General features: G+C 31.7%; 2 protein-coding genes and 1 rRNA gene. 1 reads left to right on the forward strand and 2 read right to left on the reverse strand.

Annotated features, from left to right (window positions below; all coding sequences use genetic code 11):
• A 16S ribosomal RNA gene (locus tag OEV82_RS16030) occupies positions 1-62 on the reverse strand; the annotation flags it as partial.
• Between the two features lie 245 nt (positions 63-307).
• Positions 308-547 carry a hypothetical protein gene (locus OEV82_RS16035; RefSeq protein ID WP_263062440.1) on the reverse strand — a complete coding sequence of 80 codons (240 nt, stop codon included), beginning with the start codon at positions 545-547 and terminating at the stop codon, positions 308-310.
• A 142-nt stretch (positions 548-689) separates the two neighbouring features.
• Here OEV82_RS16035 and OEV82_RS16040 point away from each other — a divergent pair, with 142 nt between their 5' ends.
• Complete coding sequence (locus tag OEV82_RS16040) at positions 690-1439, forward strand: polysaccharide deacetylase family protein (protein ID WP_263062441.1); 750 nt, start codon at positions 690-692, stop codon at positions 1437-1439.
• The last annotated feature ends 141 nt before the right edge of the window (positions 1440-1580 follow it).

Genomic DNA, 1580 nt, shown 5'->3' on the forward strand with positions numbered 1-1580 from the left:
ACTTGCATGTATTAGGCACGCCGCCAGCGTTCGTCCTGAGCCAGGATCAAACTCTCCAAAAAAGGGTTTGATTTGCTCAAAATGGTTAAAAACGCTTTGTCTTGTTCAGTTTTCAAGGTTCAAGATATTGTTGATTGATTCAGCTTTTTGATTTTATAACATTCATATTTGAATGTCAATAACTTTTTTTAAAAATCTTTAAAGCACCTTTTTAAATAATGGTGTACGCTTTTTTAAAGAAATCTAATTCGTAAGAACGACGATTTTTAATATATCATGTTTATTTAATATCGTCAACAGATATTTGTTAATTTATTTCTAAATTATTATTATTAAATTTTGATTTACGAATATACGGGATGCATTCATTTGGAGGTGCAATTCTTTTAAATAGTGAGAACAAAAGATGATATCTTTCTTCCATTGCATATTTGACAACCACATTAATCCGTTCATCAGCAAAATCCATTAGTAACTCATCCATTTCTCTTTTTAACATATATATTAATTCTTCCGCTTCTTTTTCGTTTATCATTAATCCTAACATTCTAATCACCTCATTTTTCGTTATTATTTTTCTTTTTGACCTCTTTTATAACAAATTTTATTAAAATTTCGCTTATTATCAGACATATTTAACGAATTCAAAACATAGGTTTGAATTAGACAAGTATGGACGAGGTGGTCTCATGAACTACTTTTTTATAGTAAACGGAAAGAAGATGAAGCAGTATTTAATTATTATATTGACTGCTTTTGTCACCGCATGGTTTCTTTATATTCAAAACTTACCGTTTTCTGTTTTTTCAACTGATGATGGACCTAAAGCCTTTTACAAAGGAAAAAATGGTGTCGCTTTAACATTTAACATTGGTTGGGGAGATTCAAAAGCAGAATCCATTCTTGATATTTTAAAAGAAAAAAACGTAAAATCAGCAACATTTTTTCTTTCAGGCTCCTGGGTTGAAAACCACCCACATATTGCAAAAAAAATAGTAGACCAAGGTTATGATATCGGCCTGTTAGGGTATGAGTATCTAGATTATGAAGAAGAAGAAAACGAAAAAATTAGAAGGGATATATTAAAGGCAGAGGAGATATTTAAAAAACTTGAGATTAAACATAAAAAGATTTTACGAGCACCAAATGGGCATTTTGATGAGCGATTCATTACAATAGCAGATCAACTCGGATATACCGTTGTTCACTGGAGTGTAGACTCTCAGGATTGGAAACTTCCGGGTGTTGAAAAAATACTTAAAAATGTTTCCGATGTTAAGAAAGGAGATATTATTTTGCTGCATGCTTCCGATTCAGCTACACAAACAGCCGTTGCATTACCAAAAATAATTGAAATGTTCAATCATAAAAAAATCCCATTGACTACCATCACTGAAATGCTAATTGAAGGAAAAGCAAATACGAAAGAAATAAAGTAAAGGTCGTCCAATAGACGACCTTTCAGACTGTCGACAAACCCCAACTCAAATGCTTCATTTGAGTTGGGATTTGTCTTTTTTTGCTCATCATTTTCTAAGATTCTTATCTTATTTAGGCTGGACATGGTCTTTTCCATGTCC

Origin of the sequence: Pallidibacillus thermolactis, assembly GCF_025660415.1 — a bacterium.
Classification (GTDB): domain Bacteria; phylum Bacillota; class Bacilli; order Bacillales; family Caldibacillaceae; genus Pallidibacillus; species Pallidibacillus thermolactis.

Bases quoted from the DNA above. Each gene is read 5' to 3' on its own strand.
- OEV82_RS16035 (WP_263062440.1), bottom strand. From the start codon at position 547: ATGTTAGGATTAATGATAAACGAAAAAGAAGCGGAAGAATTAATATAT.
- OEV82_RS16040 (WP_263062441.1), top strand. From the start codon at position 690: ATGAACTACTTTTTTATAGTAAACGGAAAGAAGATGAAGCAGTATTTA.